The sequence below is a fragment of the Pseudomonas fluorescens genome (assembly GCF_012974785.1).
Taxonomy (GTDB): domain Bacteria; phylum Pseudomonadota; class Gammaproteobacteria; order Pseudomonadales; family Pseudomonadaceae; genus Aquipseudomonas; species Aquipseudomonas fluorescens_BT.
Map to the genome: position 1 here is coordinate 4,472,931 of NZ_CP027561.1, position 21,474 is coordinate 4,494,404.

The 21,474-nt window shown below is 57.1% G+C and carries 18 protein-coding genes; all 18 read right to left on the bottom strand.

All coding sequences use genetic code 11. The features are described from left to right. Window position 1: 1 nt before the first annotated feature. A complete protein-coding gene (locus tag C6Y56_RS20185; protein WP_169431366.1) occupies window positions 2-1,696 on the bottom strand; it encodes a sulfotransferase family 2 domain-containing protein in 1,695 nt (564 codons plus the stop codon). 160 nt (window positions 1,697-1,856) lie between these two features. Beyond that, the gene (locus C6Y56_RS20190) at window positions 1,857-3,182 is read right to left on the bottom strand and encodes an ABC transporter ATP-binding protein (protein WP_169431367.1); all 1,326 of its coding nucleotides are present in this window, start codon (window positions 3,180-3,182) and stop codon (window positions 1,857-1,859) included. Beyond that, on the bottom strand, window positions 3,172-3,990 hold the full coding sequence (locus tag C6Y56_RS20195; RefSeq protein WP_169431368.1) for an ABC transporter permease: 819 nt from the start codon (window positions 3,988-3,990) through the stop codon (window positions 3,172-3,174). The genes C6Y56_RS20190 and C6Y56_RS20195 overlap by 11 nt, the downstream gene beginning before the upstream one ends. Window positions 3,991-4,044: 54 nt before the next feature. Beyond that, on the bottom strand, window positions 4,045-5,034 hold the full coding sequence (locus C6Y56_RS20200) for a glycosyltransferase family 2 protein (RefSeq protein ID WP_169431369.1): 990 nt from the start codon (window positions 5,032-5,034) through the stop codon (window positions 4,045-4,047). 176 nt (window positions 5,035-5,210) lie between these two features. Continuing rightward, entirely contained in the window at window positions 5,211-6,131 is a 921-nt protein-coding gene (locus tag C6Y56_RS20205; protein WP_169431370.1) for a glycosyltransferase, read from the bottom strand. 55 nt (window positions 6,132-6,186) lie between these two features. Continuing rightward, complete coding sequence (gene rfbA, locus C6Y56_RS20210) at window positions 6,187-7,077, bottom strand: glucose-1-phosphate thymidylyltransferase RfbA (protein WP_169431371.1); 891 nt, start codon at window positions 7,075-7,077, stop codon at window positions 6,187-6,189. After that, the gene (rfbD, locus tag C6Y56_RS20215) at window positions 7,074-7,967 is read right to left on the bottom strand and encodes a dTDP-4-dehydrorhamnose reductase (protein WP_169431372.1); all 894 of its coding nucleotides are present in this window, start codon (window positions 7,965-7,967) and stop codon (window positions 7,074-7,076) included. The genes rfbA and rfbD overlap by 4 nt, the downstream gene beginning before the upstream one ends. Further along, entirely contained in the window at window positions 7,964-9,040 is a 1,077-nt protein-coding gene (gene rfbB, locus C6Y56_RS20220; RefSeq protein ID WP_169431373.1) for a dTDP-glucose 4,6-dehydratase, read from the bottom strand. The genes rfbD and rfbB overlap by 4 nt, the downstream gene beginning before the upstream one ends. A gap of 225 nt (window positions 9,041-9,265) precedes the next feature. After that, a complete protein-coding gene (locus C6Y56_RS20225) occupies window positions 9,266-9,505 on the bottom strand; it encodes a lipopolysaccharide assembly protein LapA domain-containing protein (RefSeq protein ID WP_169431374.1) in 240 nt (79 codons plus the stop codon). A gap of 27 nt (window positions 9,506-9,532) precedes the next feature. Then, the gene (ihfB, locus tag C6Y56_RS20230) at window positions 9,533-9,829 is read right to left on the bottom strand and encodes an integration host factor subunit beta (RefSeq protein WP_169431375.1); all 297 of its coding nucleotides are present in this window, start codon (window positions 9,827-9,829) and stop codon (window positions 9,533-9,535) included. Between the two features lie 154 nt (window positions 9,830-9,983). After that, window positions 9,984-10,262 (bottom strand): hypothetical protein, encoded by a 279-nt coding sequence (locus C6Y56_RS20235; protein ID WP_169431376.1) that lies wholly within the window; start codon window positions 10,260-10,262, stop codon window positions 9,984-9,986. Window positions 10,263-10,466: 204 nt separating this feature from the next. After that, the gene (gene rpsA, locus C6Y56_RS20240) at window positions 10,467-12,152 is read right to left on the bottom strand and encodes a 30S ribosomal protein S1 (RefSeq protein WP_007950918.1); all 1,686 of its coding nucleotides are present in this window, start codon (window positions 12,150-12,152) and stop codon (window positions 10,467-10,469) included. Between the two features lie 120 nt (window positions 12,153-12,272). Then, window positions 12,273-12,962 (bottom strand): (d)CMP kinase, encoded by a 690-nt coding sequence (gene cmk / locus C6Y56_RS20245; RefSeq protein ID WP_011335369.1) that lies wholly within the window; start codon window positions 12,960-12,962, stop codon window positions 12,273-12,275. Then, window positions 12,959-15,166, bottom strand: coding sequence for a bifunctional prephenate dehydrogenase/3-phosphoshikimate 1-carboxyvinyltransferase (locus C6Y56_RS20250; RefSeq protein WP_249314445.1), 2,208 nt, complete (start codon window positions 15,164-15,166; stop codon window positions 12,959-12,961). The genes cmk and C6Y56_RS20250 overlap by 4 nt, the downstream gene beginning before the upstream one ends. Before the next feature lie 28 nt (window positions 15,167-15,194). Continuing rightward, window positions 15,195-16,307 carry a histidinol-phosphate transaminase gene (gene hisC, locus C6Y56_RS20255; protein WP_169431378.1) on the bottom strand — a complete coding sequence of 371 codons (1,113 nt, stop codon included), beginning with the start codon at window positions 16,305-16,307 and terminating at the stop codon, window positions 15,195-15,197. A 13-nt stretch (window positions 16,308-16,320) separates the two neighbouring features. Beyond that, window positions 16,321-17,415, bottom strand: coding sequence for a prephenate dehydratase (gene pheA / locus C6Y56_RS20260; RefSeq protein ID WP_169431379.1), 1,095 nt, complete (start codon window positions 17,413-17,415; stop codon window positions 16,321-16,323). Beyond that, on the bottom strand, window positions 17,415-18,500 hold the full coding sequence (gene serC, locus C6Y56_RS20265) for a 3-phosphoserine/phosphohydroxythreonine transaminase (RefSeq protein WP_169431380.1): 1,086 nt from the start codon (window positions 18,498-18,500) through the stop codon (window positions 17,415-17,417). The genes pheA and serC overlap by 1 nt, the downstream gene beginning before the upstream one ends. Before the next feature lie 64 nt (window positions 18,501-18,564). Next, on the bottom strand, window positions 18,565-21,348 hold the full coding sequence (gene gyrA / locus C6Y56_RS20270; RefSeq protein ID WP_169431381.1) for a DNA gyrase subunit A: 2,784 nt from the start codon (window positions 21,346-21,348) through the stop codon (window positions 18,565-18,567). Window positions 21,349-21,474 lie beyond the last annotated feature (126 nt).

A 21,474-nucleotide genomic window follows, 5' to 3' on the forward strand; every position in this document is an offset into this window, starting at 1 on the left:
CTTAATCTCCCTTGCGCCTTTTCATAATATGCACCGTCCTGCGCAATCGAGCGACGATTTTTGCATCAATATATTTGTAGGAGGTTAGATAGCGCTTGTGCTTAAGAGCAAACGCTTCACGCTCAGAAACAAGTGAGGCCACCTCCAACCGCGACCGCTCAAGATCAGCCCTCAACTGTGCTGACTCGGCCTTAGTCTGCTCGTGTGCAACTTTCGTCCGCTCGTGCTCGCCCTTCGTGTGTCCATGGTCGACCTGAGACTGATCGAGGAGTGATTTCAACTGACTAAAATCAGTCCTCAATTGTGCCAGCTCGCCTCTTGTCTGCTCGTGCGCAACTTTAGTCTGCTCGTGCTCGGCTTTCGTCTGTTCGTGGTCGACCTGCGCCTGTTCGTGCAGTAACTTCAACTGAAGAAAATCAGTTCTCAAATTTTCCAGTTCGGCTTTTGCCTGCTCGCACACAACTTTCGTCCGTTCGTGCTCGGCTCTTGCCTGCTCGTACTCAACTTTCGTCCGTTCGTGCTCGACTCTTGCCTGCTCGTACTCTGCTTTCGTCCGTTCGCGCTCGTCCCTCGCCTGCTCAATTACGAATTTCAACTCGTCAAGTTCAATCCTGGACTGATCGAGTTCCTTTTTTGAGAACTCAGTCTCTGCCTTCGAGCGCTCCAGCTCTATCCTGAGTTGCTGGCTTCGATCCGCCTCGACCTGCCCTGCCTGTTCGCTAAAGGCAGCCTGGAGCGCAAATAGCTGATCTTCCTTGCTCTTGCCGAAATCCATCCATGTCAGACGCTGCTCTGCGAGCCACTCCTTATCTTTCAACAACCCGGAAATTTGCTCAATGAAATACCGGCGCATTTCTCCAATGCGCTGATGCCGCCCACGCAGCAATTCAATCCCCTTGAGCGCTACCGTCAACTGCTCTTGCGAGAACGCTTCTTTCGCAGGAGGGATGGAAGTTGAGTAGTTATAGAATTCGAAGTCTTTCGCATAGAGCTCATCGATCACTGCCTTGGATCGCGGACTGATGAACTGCGGAAGATAAGGGATCAGGCTTTCGTTTGCTCTGGCCTTACTGAACGGACTGATGTACCCGTCACCGAGATGGCTGCGCAGCGCAGCATTGAGCGCTGCGGTGTCCTCGATTTTGGAAACGGCACTGTAGGAAAATATATCCGGCTGTAGCAAATCATATTGCGGTGTCCAGTGGGCGTCCTTGAAGTCGTTTCGTTCATTGGCGAACAGAAACTCAAGAAAACACTCGAAAGACGCGGTCACATCCGACATGGTCTCGACCGGAAAATCCACAAACGCCTGGCCTTCATACGGCTCGACTTGCAAAGGCTCGCGCAAAAGGATCTTCGACTGCCATGCAGAAAATATTCGCTTGTAGGGATTTCTCACCAGGGCAAAACTGAAATATCCCTCTGCCCTGGCACGCTCAAGCTGCTCGGGAGAACGCACGAGCAATTGAGGAGCAACGGCCAGCAACGTGTCATGAATCACCAGTTCGGGATCCGTCTCGGAGCTGATCTTCAATTGCTTGACAGCCTCAGCAACCCCCTCAAGCTCCGCGAACCACCACTTCAACGAGGTGCAGGCCACCTTCGGCGTAGCGATGTAGAGCAACTTGCGCTCATCCGAAACACAGCTATTCCAAGAAAAATAGTCCAGCAAGCGCTGGTGATCACTGCTCGTCATTACCGTCTACTCAGGCTTGTTTTTTTTCTTGGGAATGGAAATTTTAGCGGCATTAATGCACGTTATCTGCGTATCCGCCTGACAACCCTCAAATTCAGGCATGCTGTCAGCTGGCGTTTGAAACAATCCAACATTCCGGGGCTGAGCAAACGCTTTGCCTTCAGAACAGCTCAAGCGCTGGCTCATCGATAGACGCATCCATATAACCGAAAGATCTCGCACCTTGATCCGATACGAGCCGGAACATGATCGCATCCAGAATTCTGTGGCACAACGTGGGCTCAGTCTCCGACCAAACTCCACCACCGACAAAGTATACGCCGGGCAGCATCACCATCTGAAAGCTGAAAGTGATTCTGAATGCCCGCTCGGCACCTTCACATTCAAAATATTTTCCTTCCTCGGGAAAACGCTGACCCGTAATCACCACACCCGACACTGTACGAACATGCATGGCGAAGAAAATCCGTGATACGTTTTCGGTGATGACACCACGCATGACGATATCGTATTCCCCACCAGCCTTAAGCACATTGCAGCGTCGCCCCTGCTTGTCGAAAATTTCGAAGGCGTCGATCCGGGCACCCTGCTCCGGATAAACGGTAGTCGATTCAGGCACCATTCCCGCATCGAAGAACTGATCTTCCGGGGGAGCGTCCTGCGTCACCTCCACCTCCCGGGTCTCGGCGACTATCTTGTCGGAGCCAATCGACTTGAACTCTTCAATCAAGCGCGGCTGCTCTTCGACTGGAGCGTAGATGAGCTTCTGATAAGCCCGTACGACTTCCATCGGCGATCCCGTGCAGATCCGCTCGCCGCGCTCCATCAAGATCGCCCGATCACACAGCTCGACAACTTGAGGCCCCGAGTGGGACACAAACAAAATTGAAGTGCCCTTGGCCTTCAACTCATCGAGTCTCGCAAAGCACTTGCGCTGAAAGCGCTCATCTCCGACAGCCAACGCCTCATCGACAATCAGGATGTCCGGGTCAACCATCGCCTGAACGGCAAATGCCAAGCGTACGATCATGCCACTCGAGTAAGTCTTGACCGGTTGATGAATGAACTCGCCAATGTCGGCAAAAGCGGCAATGTCATCATAGCGCTCATCCACTTCTGCGCGGCTCAATCCGAGAATCGCGGCATTCATGTAGACGTTCTCATGCCCGGTGAACTCCGGATTGAACCCCGACCCAAGCTCAAGCAGGGCACCGATCCGGCCCTGGGTCTGAACATCGCCGACACTCTGGTTCAACGTTCCACAAATGACCTGAAGCAATGTCGACTTGCCGCTTCCGTTACGGCCGACGATACCGACGGTTTCGCCTTTCTTGATATCGAAGGAAACGTTTTTGAGCGCCCAGAACTCACGGTAATACTGCTTGCGCTGACCGGCGAACATTTGCAGGAGCCGATCACGCGGCTTGTCATAAATGTGATAACACTTACTGACATTCTGAAGATTAATCGCAATTTCAGAGGACATCGGCAAACCCCTTTCTGGTCTTCTGGAAGAAGGCGAACCCGAGGTAAGCCACCGCAATAGCCACGCCTGCGTAGATGCCGAGCGCCTGCCAGTCGGGCTCCTGTCCAAAAAACAGAACGGCCCTGACATTTTCGACAACAATGGTCAACGGATTGAGCGCCAGAAGACCTCGATAGTCCTCCGGTACAGCCGTCGCAGGATAAAAGATCGGTGCAAGAAACATCAGGCCGCTTGTCACCAGTGCGATGAAATGCGCGACATCCCGCATGTAAACGCCTATGGAGGCCAATCCCCAGGAAAGTCCAAGGATGATCAACAGCAAAGGCGCAACAACCAGTGGCAGGTAAAGGGCCGTAACCGGCGGCAAGCCAAAAAACACCGCGTAGGCAAGCAGCCAGACTATCAAGCTGACGAACGCGTGAAACACGGAGGATCCTGCAATCACGCAGGGCAATATCTCCAATGGAAACACTACCTTTTTTACGTAATTGGCATTCGAAATGATCAGGTTTGGCGCTCTGGTCACGCACTCGGAAAACAGGTTGAAAACCATCAAACCCGCAAACAGTATTAGAGCGAATTCCGCTTTTGAACCACTAGCACCGGCCCAGCGAGAATTGAAAACGTAGCTGAATACGAACGTATAGATGGCAAGCATCACGATCGGATTGAAGAACGACCAGAGAATGCCCATGAAGGAGCCTCGATAACGACCGATGACCTCCCGCTTGATAAGCGCAACAATAAGTGCGCGATTTTGCCAGACGCCGGTAAACATGGCGCCAGGTGCCGCCGAAAATTTCTGCATTAACCCGCGACCTCAAAAAAACTCATCTTCAACCCCTTTTGAAAGCACTCATTCTCAAATTCCTTTGAAAATGGTTGCCACTATCAGTCCCAGATTACCGAGGAGCGTCTGTCGATAAACGCCCGAGCGCCACATCTTGATCAAACGACCAGGCATGCTTTGACTACGAGCCGCCTTGAATCGACGAAGCACCTCGCGATTTTTTTCTGTAAGAAGAAATTCGACAGCATCCAGAGCGCAGATGTTCTGATCGATCCAGCCTCTGAGACGCCCTTGAAACAGCTTGTGAATACGCATCAATGCCGCCATGAAACCAGCATTGGCACCAATAGAGTTTGACTGATGCTGACGGTAGAAAAGACGCGGAACCTGATCGAAATAGAACCGCCCCCCCGCTCCAGTCACAAGCAGATAGGCCCACCAGTCATGAGCCACAATGCCCTGAGACGGTCCAGCCTTCAGCAGCTCATGCGTCGCCCGGTTGAAGACCATGGTATTTCCGGCAGCGACGTTCTGCACAAGCGCATTGGGAAAGCCGAAAGCGCGGGAGAACGCTGGCGTACTGCCAACATCCGCACCGGACTCATTGACCACCGTTGTCCGAGAGGCGTACAGCGCAGGCACCTCAACCGGCACCTGGCGCAACCACGCCAAAGCGGAACTCAGCTTGTCGCGAGACCAGATATCATCCTGATCCGACCAGGCGTAGAAATCAGCACTGACCGTTTCCAGACAGGTGACCGACATGAAATTATCGGCGAACCCTGTTTGAGGCCCGGAAAGCAAAGAGACTTTTTCTTTTCCATGGCGCGCCTGAAAAGCCTTGAGAACATCCAGTGTCGAATCGGTCGAACCGTCATCGGAAACAAACAAGTGCCACCGCGTGTGATCCTGATGCTCAATAGACGCCAATTGCTCAGCAAGGAATCGATCACCATTGTAAGAGCACATCAGGATCGCGACAGACTCATCCTTCGATGGCACTTCGACTGCGCCAAAATCCGGACTGGAATTCGCCGCATCCGCTGATATTGGGCTTGACACTGTATGCTCCATTTCAATTAAACGCCGGCCACGGGCCCCGAATCATCTCCAGTGCCTCACGCCACACCTGCTCCATCCGATCCTTTCACGAAGCGCGCGATTATAGAGAACTTTCATCATCGATTGTTAGGCTTCAAGCACGCCCGTTAAAAACACAAAAGGCATTCAAGGCCCGATCAGGATTTCGTACCGATCACAGCCGTAAGACAGCACACAAAAAAGAATAAAACCTTGTCCCGAAAGCGGCGCCGGCACTGCCCTCCCCGGACCGAAAGCAATAGCAGATCGCGCCGCCTCAACTTCAACCAGCTTCTGACAAATGGCGCATTACCTACTCCGACAAGCTGCGCGATTGTTCTGACCTGCTTGAACCACCACCCTTCATGAATAGTGACATAGCGCTGAAACAACGATGCCAACCCCGTATTGGCCCCGACCTGATTATTCTCGTGCTGCCGATAAAGCATGCTGGAGTGGGAATCGATAAACCATTCGAACCCATGACTTCGGGCAAACGCATAGCTGTACCAGTCATGCAGCGTGACCTGCTGCAACGACTCCCAGTCGCAAACGACCTGCTGGCGCAGCGAACCCGCGAGCGCCGGGCTGAACACGTAGGTACAGCCCGGCCCCGCTGCCTCGAACAGAAAATCCCAGGCAACTTGCGGCTGGCTCTTGTCAAGAAGGACCGTTTTTCCATCCGGCCAGAAAGCCGTGACATTGCTTGAATAAGCATCGACACCGCGAGAAGCGATCTGCTGAGTCGCACGCAAAAGCTTGTCGGGTTGCCAGATATCATCCTGATCGGCAAAGGCTACCGCATCGTAACCGTGCGGATCGACATCGCGAATCAAGCGAAAAAAGTTGCGTGCAGCCCCACCAAAACGACCGGCGGGCGGCAAGAGAATCACACGATCGTCGAGAGCTGCGAATGCCTCGCACCACGCTTCGGTACCGTCATCGGACAAGTCAACACTGATATATACAGTGACATCGACGCCAGACTGGTCAAGGATCGAGGCCAACTGCTCCTCGATCCACTGCATGCCATTATAGGCTGCCAGCAAAACCGCGATCTTCGGATGTTTTACTGGCATGCCATTCCTGCTTGCAGCATTTGTACGCATCGATTGAAAGCTCTTCGCTTTCAAATCAGCGAGAAGGCGAGTCCAGCAGTTTCTGCAAATACTGGCCGTAACCTGTTTTCTTCAGTGCATCCGCCTGAGCCTTCAACTGCTCGGCAGTGATCCATTTGTTGTTGTAGGCAATCTCTTCCAGGCACGCCACTTTCAAGCCCTGACGCTGCTCGATGGTATGCACGAAGTGACTGGCTTCCAGCAACGAGTCGTGAGTACCGGTATCAAGCCAGGCGAATCCACGACCAAGCATCTCGACGTTGAGCGACTTCTGATTGAGATAGGCGCTGTTCACATCGGTAATTTCCAGCTCGCCACGCTCGGACGGCTTGATATTCTTGGCGATCTCGACAACCTGATTGTCGTAGAAATACAGCCCCGTCACCGCGTAGTTGGACTTCGGCTTCAACGGTTTCTCTTCAATGCTCAGCGCCCGACCCGTTTCATCGAATTCGACCACACCGAAGCGCTCTGGATCGGATACGTGGTAACCGAACACGGTAGCACCGGACTGCTGCGAACTGGCAGAGCGCAGGTTGTCCGAGAAATGCTGGCCGTAGAAGATGTTGTCACCCAGAATCAGGCAGCAAGGGTCCTTGCCGATGAACTCTTCGCCGATGATGAACGCTTGCGCCAGACCATCCGGGCTAGGTTGTTCCGCATAGGTCAGCTTGATGCCGTACAAGCTGCCGTCACCGAGCAATTTTTTGAAGTTCGGCAGATCTTCCGGAGTGGAAATGATCAGGATTTCGCGCATGCCCGCAAGCATCAGCACCGACAGCGGATAGAAGATCATCGGCTTGTCGTAAATCGGCAGCATCTGCTTGGACACACCCAGAGTAAGCGGGTGCAGGCGAGTGCCCGATCCGCCGGCGAGGATGATGCCTTTACGATTTGTCGTTATCATTTGTTTAGAACTTCCCTAAGCATTCGAGTTACACCACTTTGCCAGTCCGGCAAGTGTAGAGAAAAATTGGTGCGCAGTTTCTGAGTATTCAATCGCGAATTCAGCGGACGACGAGCGGGAGTCGGGTAGGCGACGGCATCGATCGGATTGATCACCTGAACAGCCAGCTCTTCACCGCTGGCCTTGGCAAAATCAAGCACATGCCGGGCGTAACCGTGCCAGGAAACCTCCCCTGCGGCGGCCAGATGATACAAACCCGCCAGCTCAGGCCGGGTCAACGCTTGCTGCAGCGCAAGGGCGGTGACATCAGCGATCAGTTCAGCACCGGTCGGCGCCCCCACCTGGTCATTGATGACATTCAGCTCTTGACGCTCCCTTGCCAGACGCAACATGGTCTTGGCAAAGTTCTGGCCTCGCGCTGCAAAAACCCAACTGGTGCGAAAAATCAGGTGCTTGCACCCCGACGCCTGGATCGCCATCTCTCCAGCAAGCTTGCTTTCGCCATAGCGATTCAACGGCGCGGGAACATCGCTTTCCTGCCATGGCGTCTGACCCTTGCCGTCAAACACATAGTCCGTGGAATAGTGAACGAGCCAGGCCCCCAGGCGCACAGCCTCTTCGGCCATCACCTGGATCGCCTGACCGTTGACCCGCAGAGCCAGCTCGGATTCCGACTCCGCCTTGTCAACCGCATTGTAGGCGGCTGCATTGACGATCACATCCGGCCGGACCTGATCGATGGTGTCACGCAAGGCCGACAGGTTTGCCAGATCACCGCACAAGCCGTCAATCGTCTGCCGATCCAGCGCAATCAGCTCGCCAAGCGGAGCAAGTGAGCGTTGCAGCTCCCACCCCACCTGCCCATTCTTACCCAGCAGAAGAATCTTCATGCCTGATTCGAGCGATCCGAATAATTCTGATCGATCCACTGCTGATAGCTGCCGCTCTTGACGTGCTCCACCCACTCAGAGTTGTTCAAGTACCACTCAACGGTCTTGCGGATGCCGGAATCAAAGGTTTCTTCCGGGGTCCAGCCCAGCTCCCGCTGGATTTTGCTCGCATCGATCGCGTAGCGCTGGTCATGGCCCGGACGATCCTGAACGTAAGTGATCAGCTTGGCATGAGGACGATGCAGGGAATCAGGACGCAACTCGTCGAGCAGAGCACACAAAGTGTTCACCACTTCGATGTTTTGCTTTTCGTTATGACCGCCGATGTTATAGGTCTCGCCGATAACGCCTTCAGTCACGACCTTGTACAGGGCGCGGGCATGATCCTCGACATACAGCCAGTCTCGAACCTGATTACCCTTGCCATAAACCGGCAAAGGCTTGCCTTCCAGCGCATTGAGAATGATCAGCGGGATCAGTTTCTCCGGGAAGTGGCAAGGGCCATAGTTGTTCGAGCAGTTGGTAACCAGGGTCGGCAGACCGTACGTACGGGCCCAGGCACGAACCAGGTGATCAGAGCTGGCCTTGCTGGCCGAGTACGGCGAACTTGGCTGATACGGGGTAGTTTCGGTAAAGAGATCCTCTGGACCTTCCAGGTCGCCGTAAACCTCATCCGTAGAAATATGATGAAAACGGAAAGCAGCCTTGCGCGCATCATCCAACGCTGCCCAATAGTGGCGCGCAGCCTCAAGCAACGTGTAAGTACCGATGATATTGGTCTGGATGAACTCCGAAGGGCCGGAAATCGAGCGATCAACGTGGGACTCGGCCGCGAGATGCATGATGGCATCCGGCTGATGCTCACGCAGAACACGGTCGATCTGCTCGCGATCGCAGATATCGACGCGCTCAAACGCATAACGCGAGTTCTGACTCACCTCGGCCAGCGACTCCAGGTTACCGGCGTAAGTCAGCTTATCGACGTTGACGACAGCGTCGTTAGTGTTGGAAATGATGTGACGGATGACAGCCGAGCCGATAAACCCGGCGCCGCCGGTAACTAGAATTTTCACGCGAAACCATACCCTTGAGCTGCGGACTGCGCTCCCAAACGAGCGCTGTCTAATCCATGAATGCAAAAGCCGTCAAAGATACGGCCTCTGTCAAAGTCAGTCTGAATCGATGCGGGGTCAAGCCACTATCGAACAAGGGATGCATTTTACAGCTTAATTAACGTTTTACTAATGGATAAAGCCATGCGACGGAGCAATTCGACAAACGCCCCGCTGCAATCAGCTCTATACCAGAGGCTTTCTCAGAATTCTGGACGAACGTCCAAGAAGCCACCCCAGGATCGGCCCGATCAGCATACCGACGAGCAACGCCGTGACGACTATCAAGGACACTGGAAGTGCAGGCCCCGACCACCCGAGAAACAACAGGGAAACCGATTGCTGATTCTCAAGGACAAAAGCCAGAATCACCAACACAAGTAAAAGAATGAAAATACCCAGAAACAGGCGCTTGAAGTTACGCATAAGCAACTCCCGGTTTGATAGCGGCCGTCAAACCCCCTCCTCCTCTTCGTCATTCACTCGATCACGCAGCTCTTTTCCAGGCTTGAAATGCGGAACGAACTTGCCGTCGAGACTGACAGACTGACCTGTCTTTGGATTACGCCCCACGCGCGGTGCGCGATAGTGCAGGGAAAAGCTGCCAAAACCACGGATCTCGATGCGATCGCCAGTGGCCAGACATTGGGACATTTGCTCAAGCATAGTCTTGATGGCCAACTCCACATCCTTCGATGAGAGCAGCCCTTGATGGGTGACAATTCGTTCGATCAACTCCGACTTCGTCATATTTTTCCCTTCTTTTTCAAGCAGCTAGATCAGCGCTTGAAAGGTTTTAGCACGCCCGGAAGAATTTGAACAGCCCAGGGGTTGACATATCTTTCACCGCATCGAAAGGCCTGTTTTCCGGACACCCAACCACTCCGGACAGATCAGCCCGAACCTAACGACAAATCACCAGCATGGTTCGAGTCACGAACCCTGCAGGATTGAAGCCGAACGGAAACCCATCCTCATCCTTCGCATCATCGGATCGAGTAACAACCTTATAGCCCGCCCCCTTACACTCCTTTGCCGCGCGCTTTTGACACTTCTCCCAGCCAGACCCCAGACCGGAGCAATCAACTTCGATACCGCTGACTCCACGCGCCGCGTGAGTCTTTGCATTTGTGACGCAACCGGCCAATGCCAGTGCACCCATCAAGACAATCAGCTTGTTCATTCATTTCCTTATGCCAGGCCGGCAGCCCGACTACTGCGATCTCAAACCAAGCCTAGCTGCTAACAGGCGATTGATCCCAATAAAGAAACAGACCACTTAGAAACTCGATTGGTTTCGCTGGCGCACCACACCCCTGACCGACCACTGAATCGCAGGCACAAAAAAGGGCGACCGAAGTCGCCCTTTTTAATGATCAGACAGAACTCAGTTCTGTTTGGCCATTGCTTGACGCAGCAGTGCCGCCATGGTGGTGTCAGCTGCTTCACCTTCCGGAGCTGCTTTCAGGCTCTGGATGGCTTCTTTCTCTTCAGCATCATCTTTCGACTTGATCGAGAGCTGGATTACGCGGCTCTTGCGATCAACGCTGATGATCTTGGCTTCTACTTGCTGGCCTTCTTTCAGAACGTTGCGCGCGTCTTCAACGCGGTCACGGCTGATTTCGGAGGCTTTCAGAGTCGCTTCGATATCGTCGGCCAGAACGATGATGGCGCCTTTGGCGTCAACTTCTTTCACGGTGCCAGTAACGATTGCGCCTTTGTCGTTAACCGAGACGTACTCGGAGAACGGATCGCTTTCCAGCTGCTTGATACCCAGGGAGATACGCTCACGCTCCGGGTCAACCGACAGGATAACGGTGTCCAGCTCGTCGCCCTTCTTGAAACGACGTACGGCTTCTTCGCCCACTTCGTTCCAGGAGATGTCGGACAGGTGAACCAGACCGTCGATGCCGCCGTCCAGACCAATGAAGATACCGAAATCGGTGATCGACTTGATGGTGCCGGAGATCTTGTCGCCCTTGTTGAACTGGCCAGAGAAGTCTTCCCATGGGTTCGACTTGCACTGCTTGATGCCCAGGGAGATACGACGACGCTCTTCGTCGATGTCCAGAACCATAACTTCCACTTCGTCGCCGACTTGTACGACTTTCGAAGGGTGGATGTTCTTGTTGGTCCAGTCCATTTCCGAAACGTGTACCAGACCTTCAACGCCTTCTTCCAGCTCAGCGAAGCAGCCGTAGTCGGTCAGGTTGGTTACACGAGCGGTAACGCGAGTGCTTTCTGGGTAACGGGCTTTGATAGCAACCCATGGATCTTCGCCCAGTTGCTTCAGGCCCAGGGAAACACGATTGCGCTCGCGATCGTACTTCAGAACCTTGACGTCGATCTCGTCGCCAACATTGACGATTTCGGAAGGGTGCTTGATACGCTTCCACGCCATGTCGGTGATGTGCAGCAGGCCGTCCACGCCACCCAGATCGACGAATGCGCCGTAATCGGTGAGGTTTTTGACGATACCTTTGACTTGCTGGCCTTCCTGCAGGGATTCCAGCAGAGCTTCACGCTCGGCGGAGTTCTCGGCTTCCAGGACGCTGCGACGGGAAACGACAACGTTGTTGCGCTTCTGGTCCAGCTTGATGACCTTGAATTCCAGCTCTTTGCCTTCCAGATGCGTGGTGTCGCGCACTGGACGGACGTCAACCAGGGAACCTGGCAGGAACGCACGGATGCCGTTAACGTCGACAGTGAAGCCGCCTTTAACCTTACCGTTGATAACGCCCTTGACCACTTCCTCAGCTGCGAAGGCTGCTTCCAGAACGATCCAGCATTCAGCGCGCTTGGCTTTTTCACGGGACAGCTTGGTTTCACCGAAACCGTCTTCAACCGAGTCCAGAGCAACGTGAACTTCGTCACCGACGTTGATGTTCAGTTCGCCAGCGTCGTTGTAGAACTGCTCCAGAGGGATCAGTGCTTCGGACTTCAAGCCAGCGTGAACGGTTACCCAGCGAGCCTGGTAATCGATATCAACGATAACACCGGTGATGATGGAGCCTGCCTGAAGGTTCAGGGTCTTTAGGCTTTCTTCAAAGAGTTCCGCAAAGCTTTCGCTCATTTTAATTCCTGTTGATTAGGGCGAAAAAGTACGCCCATCTCCACATCCCAGACAATGTGGGTTAGTTTCATTAAAAAGAAGCACCGCAGGACTATGACTGGTCCCCTGTGGCCTTCTTGGTCACCCGGCGATATCGCGAATGGCGATCTCGCTCATGATGCGTTCAAGCACCTGATCGATGGACAACTCCGTGGAATCCAGCTGTATGGCGTCGGCCGCCGGCTTGAGCGGGGCCACCGCTCGCTGGGTATCACGCTCGTCGCGCGCACGGATCTCATCTAGCAGACTCGACAGACTAACACCCTCGACTTTGCCCTTCAACTGCAAATATCGACGGCGCGCCCGCTCCTCGGCACTGGCGGTCAGGAAAATCTTCAAAGGCGCATTCGGAAACACCACCGTTCCCATGTCGCGACCATCGGCCACCAGACCCGGTGCTTCCTGGAAAGCACGCTGGCGTTGAAGCAGCGCCTCGCGCACGGCCGGCAATGCAGCCACCTGGGAAGCGCCGGAACCGACGCTCTCGGTGCGGATGACATCGCTGACTTCATCACCTTCCAGAATGATGCGCTGCAACTGACCGTCGGTCGCTGCAATAAACTGCACATCCAGATGAGCGGCGAGTTTTTTCAGCAGTTCTTCATTGGTCAGGTCGACACCATGGTTGTGCGCAGCAAACGCCAACAGGCGATACAGCGCTCCGGAATCCAGCAGATTCCAGCCCAGACGCTTGGCCAAAATCCCGGCTACGGTGCCTTTGCCCGAGCCGCTTGGCCCATCGATGGTGATGACCGGAGCAATGTTGTTCACGACTGAGCCTCTTGCGCCACACGAATGCCGACCTGCGCGCACAGCGCCAGGAAGTTCGGGAACGATGTCGCGACGTTGGCGCAATCATGGATGCGGATCGGTGCAGAGGCACGCAGCGAGGCCACGCTGAAAGCCATCGCGATACGGTGATCGCCATGACCATGCACTTCGCCGCCGCCGATCTGGCCGCCGTCGATAATGATGCCGTCCGGGGTCGGTTCGCACTTGACGCCCAGCGCCAGCAAACCGTCCGCCATGACCTGGATACGATCCGATTCCTTGACCCGCAGCTCTTCGGCGCCAGTCAGCACGGTGCGCCCTTCGGCACAGGCTGCAGCCACGAACAGTACCGGGAATTCGTCGATGGCCAGCGGAACCAGCGCTTCCGGAATCTCGATACCCTTGAGTTTAGCTGCTCGCACGCGAAGATCCGCTACTGGCTCGCCACCCACCTCACGCTGGTTTTCCAGGGTGATATCGGCGCCCATCAGACGCAGGATGTCGATCACACCGGTGCGGGTCGGGTTGATGCCGACGTGCTCGAGCACCAGCTCGGAACCTTCGGCGATCGACGCCGCCACCAGGAAGAATGCCGACGACGAGATGTCGCCTGGCACTTCGATTTGGGTCGCGGCCAGCTTGCCGCCGGACTCGACCGATGCCGTCGCACCGTCGACGCTCACCGAATAGCCGAAGCCGCGCAACATGCGCTCGGTATGATCACGGGTAGGTGCCGGCTCGGTAACAGTGGTCTTGCCTTCGGCGTACAGACCCGCCAGCAGCAGGCAGGATTTCACCTGAGCACTGGCCATCGGCATGGTGTAGGTCAGGCCTTTGAGCTTGTGACCGCCGCGAATGGTCATCGGCGGACGACCGTCGGCAGCGGTTTCGATCACGGCGCCCATTTCCCGCAGCGGGTTGGCCACGCGATTCATCGGACGCTTGGACAGCGAAGCATCACCGGTCAGGGTGCTGTCGAAGTCCTGCGCGGCCAGCAGGCCGGACAGCAGGCGCATCGAAGTGCCGGAGTTGCCCAGATAGATCGGGCCCGGCGCAGGTTTCAGGCCATGCAGGCCGACACCATGGATGGTCACGCGACCATGATGCGGGCCTTCGATGACCACACCCATGTCGCGAAACGCCTGCAAGGTCGCCAGGGCATCTTCGCCCTCAAGGAAGCCTTCGACTTCGGTGACGCCATCAGCCAGGGAGCCGAGCATGATCGAACGGTGGGAAATCGATTTGTCACCCGGTACGCGAATCCGACCGGACAGGCGGCCACCAGGTTGAGCCAGGAAAATCAGATCGTTGGAATTCATAGCGTCCACATAGGCCCTGCGGGCCAGGATTTTACTGAAATGCTCGCGGGCAACCCGGGCGCGCGTGAAGACGCCCAACAATTGGTGCCCATCCTCTGCATCGACCGCGTCGCGCAAGGCGTCGAGGTCGCTGCGAAATGTATCGAGTGTGCGCAGGACAGCCTCGCGGTTGGCGAGAAAGATGTCATGCCACATGACCGGGTCGCTTCCGGCGATTCTTGTGAAATCGCGAAAACCACCCGCAGCGTAACGGAAGATCTCAAGGTTTTCATTGCGCTTGGCCAGCGAATCGACCAGACCGAAGGCCAGCAGGTGCGGCAGATGACTGGTCGCGGCCAGCACTTCATCGTGACGCTCGACCTGCATGTGCTCGACGTCGGCGCCCAGCTCGCGCCACAAGCGATCAACCACCGCCAGGGCAGCCGGATCGGTCTGCTCCAGCGGGGTCAGAATCACCTTGTGACGACGAAACAGCTCCGAGTTGGAGGCTTCCACCCCGCTCTGCTCGGAGCCGGCAATCGGATGGCCCGGCACGAAACGCGCCGGCATGCCGCCGAACGCTTCGGTCGCCGCGCGCACCACATTGCCCTTGGCGCTGCCGACATCCGTGAGGATCGCCTGACCCAGATCCATGCCGGCCAGGCGGGCCAGCACTTTTTCCATGGCCAGGATCGGCACCGCCAACTGAATCACGTCCGCGCCCTGGCAAGCCGCCACCAGGTCATCTTCGCAACGATCCACCACGCCCAACTCGACCGCCAGCTTGCGCGATTGCGGGTCGAGATCGACCCCGACCACTTCGCGGCACACGCCGCTCTCACGCAAGCCCTTGGCAAACGATCCACCGATCAACCCCAGACCGACCACCACCAGGCGCCCGATCATAGGTGCAGCAGATTGCAGCGCAGTGACATCACCCACGAGCCAAAACCTTGCGCAGCGCTTCGAGGAAGCGGCTGTTTTCCGCCGGCAGACCGATGGTCACCCGCAGATGGTTCGGCATGCCGTAGTTGGCCACCGGACGCACGATCACGCCTTCGCGCAGCAGGCCCTGGAACACCGGAGCCGCCACGTGACCGAGATCGACACAGATAAAGTTGCCCTTGGACGGAATCCAGCTCAGACCCAGCTCGCGAAAACCCGCTTCCAGCTGTTGCATGCCGGATTCGTTGAGCTGACGGCTCTGCGCCAGGTATTCCTCGTCCTTCAGTGCCGCACAGGCCGCAGCCAAGGCCAGGCTGTTGACGTTGAACGGCTGGCGTACACGATTCAGCACGTCTGCCACCACCGGGGTGGACAGCCCATAGCCAACGCGCAGTGCCGCCAGGCCATAAGCCTTGGAGAAGGTGCGCGAGACCAGCAGGTTCGGATAAGCCGCGAGGAAATCCAGGCCATCCGGCAGATCGCTGCCTTCGGCGTATTCGATGTAGGCCTCGTCCAGCACCACCAGCACGTGCTCCGGCACGTCCTGCAGGAACTCGTCCAGCGCCTCGGCGCCGAACCAGGTACCAGTTGGATTGTTCGGGTTGGCAATGAACACCACGCGCGTGTTGGCATCGATGGCGGCCAGCATCGCCGGCAAGTCATGGCCCCAGTCCTTGGCCGGCACGACCTTGGCCTGAGCACCGACTGCCTGGGTCGCAATCGGATAGACCGCGAACGCGTGCTCGCTGAACACCGCATTCAGGCCCGGCGCCAGATAGGCACGCGCTACCAGTTCGAGAATGTCGTTGGAGCCGTTACCCAGAGTCACCTGGTTCAGCTCGACGCGGCACTGCTCGGCCAGCAGGGATTTGAGCGCGAAACCGTTGCCGTCCGGATAGCGGGTCAGTTCGTCCAGCGCTTCGCGGATGGCGGCCAGCGCTTTCGGGCTGGCGCCCAACGGGTTTTCGTTGCTCGCCAGTTTGACGATGCTCGCCGGATCCAGATCCAGCTCGCGTGCCAGTTCGTCCACGGGCTTGCCCGGCACGTATGGCGAAAGTTGTTGCACGCCCGGCTGTGCCAGAGCGAGGAAGTTGCCACTCATTTGCTACCGCCCCTTAAAGAACTGCTTTCGGGTAGGAACCCAGCACCTTGAGTGCTACTGCTTCCTGACTGATCTTTTCCAGTACACCCTTGATCAGCGGATCACGGTGATGGCCGACGAAGTCGATGAAGAACACGTAGGTCCATTTGCCACTGCGCGACGGACGGGTTTCGATCCGGGTCAGGTCAATCCCGTTGTCATGGAACGGCACCAGCAGCTCGTGGAGCGCGCCGGGCTTGTTGCTCATGGACACGATGATCGAGGTCTTGTCGTCGCCGGTCGGCGGCACTTCCTGGTTACCGATCATCAGGAAGCGCGTGGAGTTGTCCGGGCGATCCTCGATCTTCTCCGCCAGACGGGTCAGGCCATACAGCCCGGCCGCCATGTCACCGGCGATCGCCGCCGAATTCCATTCGCCCTTGACCCGCTTGGCCGCTTCGGCGTTGCTGGCAACCGCCACGCGCTCGACATTCGGGTAATGGGCATCTAGCCACTTGCGGCACTGGGCCAGCGACTGGGCGTGAGAATAGATACGACTGATGCTGTCAGTCTTGGTGTTTTCACCGACCAACAGGTGGTGGTGAATCCGCAGTTCCACTTCGCCGCAGATCACCATGTCGTGCTCAAGGAAGCTGTCGAGGGTATGGTTGACCGCGCCTTCGGTGGAGTTCTCCACCGGCACCACGCCAAAATTCACCGCACCGGCCGCCACTTCACGGAACACTTCGTCGATCGCGGCCATCGGCTTGCTGATCACCGCGTGACCGAAGTGCTTCATGGCCGCCGCTTGGGTAAAGGTGCCTTCCGGACCGAGATAGGCCACTTTCAGCGGATTCTCCAGGGCCAGGCACGAGGACATGATTTCACGGAACAGCCGCGCCATCTCTTCGTTGCCCAACGGCCCCTTGTTGCGTTCCATCACGCGCTTGAGGACTTGCGCCTCGCGCTCGGGACGATAGAACACCGGCTGCTCGCCTTCGGCCAGACTGGCCATCTTGACCCGGGCAACCTCCTCGGCGCAGCGAGCGCGATCGCTGATCAGCTGGAGGATCTTCTCATCGAGGCTGTCGATGCGAACGCGCAGCGCCTTGAGTTCCTGCTCGGACATCAGGAATGCTCCTTCTCGAATTCAGCCATGTAGCCGACCAGAGCCTCGACGGCGTCCAGACCCAGGGCGTTGTAGATCGAGGCGCGCATGCCGCCGACCGAGCGATGCCCCTTGAGATTGAGCAGGCCGCGGGCGTCAGCGCCGGCCAGGAACGCCTTGTCCAGACGCTCATCCGCCAGGCGGAACGGTACGTTCATCCAGGAACGGGCATTGGTGCTGATCGGGTTGGTATAGAAGTCGCTGTTGTCGATGAAGCCGTACAGGCGATCTTTCTTCGCCTTGTTGCGCTGCTCCATCGCGGCGACGCCGCCCTGCTCCTTCAGCCACTCGAAGACCAGGCCCGAGAGGTACCAGGAATAGGTGGCCGGCGTGTTGTACATCGAACCGTTGTCGGCCGAGATCTTGTAATCGAGCATGGTCGGGCACGAACTGCGGGCGCGGCCCAGCAGGTCTTCACGGACGATCACCACCACCAGACCGCTCGGGCCGATGTTCTTCTGCGCACCGGCGTAGATCAGGCCGTACTGCGACACATCGATCGGACGCGAGAGGATATCGGAGGACATGTCGACCACCAGCGGAACGTCACCGGCCTCGGGAACCCAGTCGAACTGCAGGCCGCCGATGGTTTCGTTGGACGCATAGTGCAGATAGGACGCACCCGGGGTCAGTTTCCACTCGTTCTGACCGGGAATGGCCAGGTAGTCATAAGGCTTGGCGCTGGCGGCAACGTTGATATTGCCAAAGCGACGCGCTTCTTCGATGGCTTTCTTCGACCAGATGCCGGTTTCGACATAGTCGGCAGTGCCGTTCTCGGGCAACAGGTTCAGCGGAATCTCGGCGAACTGCTGGCTCGCGCCGCCCTGCAGGAACAGCACTTTGTAGTTGGAGGGGATGGACAGCAGGTCGCGCAGGTCCTGCTCGGCTTTCTCGGCAATGGCCACATAGTCGTCGCTACGATGGCTCATTTCCATGACCGACAGACCCTTGCCGTGCCAGTCGAGCATCTCAGACTGGGCACGCAACAGGACAGCTTCAGGCAGCGCAGCGGGACCTGCGCAGAAGTTAAAGGCTCGTTTGCTCACATCCACTCTCGCTATGCAATCACGGTAGCGGACAGAGCAAACACTCTGCCCTGCTACGATTTGGTTAGTCTTGCGACTCTTCTTCGTCTGCGGCATCCGCCTGCAGGTTGTCGACTGCATCGTCCGGTTCGGCGCCGATCACGCCCTCTTCCAGTTCGACACCTTCTTCACCTTCAAGCTCTTCACCCTCGACTTCCGACGGCTCCTGAACCCGCTCCAGACCGACCAGGGTTTCATCCTTGGCCAGCTTGATCAGGGTCACGCCCTGGGTGTTACGACCCAGACTGGAGACTTCGTCGACACGGGTACGCACCAGCGTGCCCTGGTCGGAAATCAGCATGATTTCTTCGCCATCCTGCACCTGAACCGCGCCGACCAGACGGCCGTTACGCTCGTTGCTGACCATGGCGATAACGCCCTGACCGCCACGCTTGTATTCAGGGAACTCGGTGATTGCCGTGCGCTTGCCGTAGCCACGCTCGGAAGCCGTCAGGATCTGGCTGCCCTCTTCCGGGATCAGCATCGAAATCAGTTTCTGCCCTTCCGGCAGACGCATGCCACGCACACCGCGAGCGGTACGGCCCATGGCGCGGACTTCGGATTCCTTGAAGCGTGTCACCTTGCCACCGTCGGAGAACAGCATGATTTCCTGCTCGCCATCGGTGATGGCAGCGGAGATCAGGATGTCGCCTTCGTCCAGCTCCAGCGCGATCAGACCGACGCTGCGCTGACGGCTGAAGGCCACCAGCGGGGTCTTCTTGACGGTACCATTGGCGGTCGACATGAAGATGAACGGTGCCTTCTTGCGGTCGGCAGCCCTGATGCGCGCGCGGCGCTCCTCTTCGGTCTCGTTGCTGTTTTCGATGTCTTCTACATCGGTCTCGGCGCCTTCGGCTTCTTCCTCATCAGCCTGACGCTTCATGGCTTCGAGATCGACCGGCAGCATGGTGGTGATGTATTCACCGTCATCGAGCGGCAGCAGGTTGACCAGTGGACGGCCACGGGCAGCGCGGGACGCTTCCGGAATCTCGTAGGTCTTGAGCCAGTACACCTTGCCCTTGCTGGAGAACAGCAGCAGCGTGGTGTGACTGTTGGCGACCAGCAGGTGAGCGATGTAGTCCTCATCCTTCACGCCGGTAGCCGATTTGCCTTTACCGCCACGACGCTGAGCCTGGTACGCAGCCAGTGGCTGGGTCTTGGCATAGCCACCGTGGGAGATGGTCACGACGCGCTCTTCTTCCGGGATCATGTCACCCAGGGTCAGGTCGAGACGGGCATCGAGGATCTCGGTGCGGCGCACGTCGCCGTATTCGGCGCGAATCACTTCCAGCTCTTCGCGGATCACTTCCATCAGGCGCGTGGCGCTGTTGAGGATGCGGATCAGCTCGCCGATCTGGTTGAGGATCTCTTGATACTCGGCCAGCAGTTTCTCGTGTTCCAGACCGGTCAGACGGTGCAGACGCAGCTCCAGAATGGCTTGCGCCTGTTCCGGCGAGAGGAAGTACTTGCCTTCACGCAGACCGTATTGCGGATCAAGGTTTTCCGGACGGCACGAATCGGCACCGGCACGCTCCACCATCGCGACCACAGCCGAGGACTCCCACGGCGTGCTGACCAGCGCTTCCTTGGCTTCCGACGGCGTCGGCGAAGCCTTGATCAGGGCGATGACCGGGTCGATGTTCGACAGGGCAACGGCCTGACCTTCGAGGATGTGGCCACGCTCACGAGCCTTGCGCAGTTCGAACACGGTACGGCGGGTAACGACTTCGCGACGGTGACGGACGAAGGCTTCCAGCAGATCCTTGAGGTTGAGGATCCGCGGACGGCCGTCGATCAGCGCAACGATGTTGATGCCGAATACCGATTGCAGCTGGGTCTGGGCATAGAGGTTGTTGAGGATCACCTCAGGCACTTCGCCGCGACGCAGTTCGATCACGACACGCATACCGTCCTTGTCGGACTCGTCGCGCAGTTCGGTGATGCCTTCGAGTTTCTTCTCTTTTACCAGCTCGGCGATCTTCTCGATCAGACGCGCCTTGTTCAGCTGGTAAGGCAGCTCGGTGATGACGATCTGCTGACGGCCACCGACCTTGTCGATGTCTTCGATGATCGAACGGGCGCGCATGTAAATGCGGCCACGGCCGGTGCGGTAGGCTTCAATGATGCCGGCGCGACCATTGATGATCGCGGCGGTCGGGAAGTCCGGACCGGGGATGTATTGCATCAGCTCATCGACGGTCAGTTCGGGATTGTCGATGAGAGCCAGGCAACCGTCGATGACTTCACCGAGGTTGTGCGGCGGAATGTTGGTCGCCATGCCCACGGCAATACCGCTGGAACCGTTGACCAGCAGGTTCGGAACGCGGGTCGGCATGACCGCCGGGATCAGTTCGGTGCCGTCGTAGTTCGGCACCCAGTCCACGGTTTCCTTGTGCAGGTCGGCCAGCAGCTCGTGCGCCAGCTTGGTCATGCGCACTTCGGTGTATCGCATGGCCGCGGCGTTGTCGCCGTCCACCGAACCGAAGTTGCCCTGGCCGTCGACCAGCAGGTAACGGAGGGAGAAAGGCTGCGCCATGCGGACGATGGTGTCGTACACCGCGGTATCACCGTGCGGGTGATACTTACCGATCACGTCACCGACGACACGGGCAGATTTCTTGTACGGCTTGTTGAAGTCGTTGCCCAGCTCGCTCATCGCGAACAGCACGCGACGGTGCACGGGCTTCAAGCCATCGCGCGCATCCGGCAGTGCACGGCCGACGATCACGCTCATCGCGTAGTCGAGATAGGACTGTTTCAGCTCGTCTTCGATATTGACCGGGAGGATTTCTTTGGCCAGTTCGCCCATGAGAAGCCTGATTCCTTTTTCTGGTGAAACTTCGCCATATCCATAGGGGACGCACGAAGCTCGTCGATGCAGGCCGAGTGCCATGCGCCGACTTACGACAAATCGACAAGTTGACCCTGGATTTGC